Here is a 223-nt window from a genome sequence, read left to right on the forward strand (position 1 = left end):
GGTCCTGTGTACGGACACCAATGGCGCAATTGGAATAGTGAAGAAATTGACCAAATTGCTGATCTAATTCAGGAGCTAAAAACAAATCCAAATAGCCGAAGAATGTTGGTATCGGCCTGGAACCCATCGGTTTTACCAGATACAAAAACATCTTTTGAAGAAAATGTAGCCAATAACAAAGCTGCATTGCCTCCTTGCCACGCCTTTTTTCAGTTTTACGTTG

At 41.3% G+C, this 223-nt stretch carries 1 protein-coding gene; it reads left to right on the forward strand.

What is annotated here, in order from left to right; genetic code table 11:
* Positions 1 to 223: thymidylate synthase (locus AC061C_RS15970; RefSeq protein ID WP_478291993.1), on the forward strand; the 223-nt coding region annotated here is incomplete at both ends.

It is taken from the genome of Flavobacterium sp. GNP010 (genome assembly GCF_056428945.1).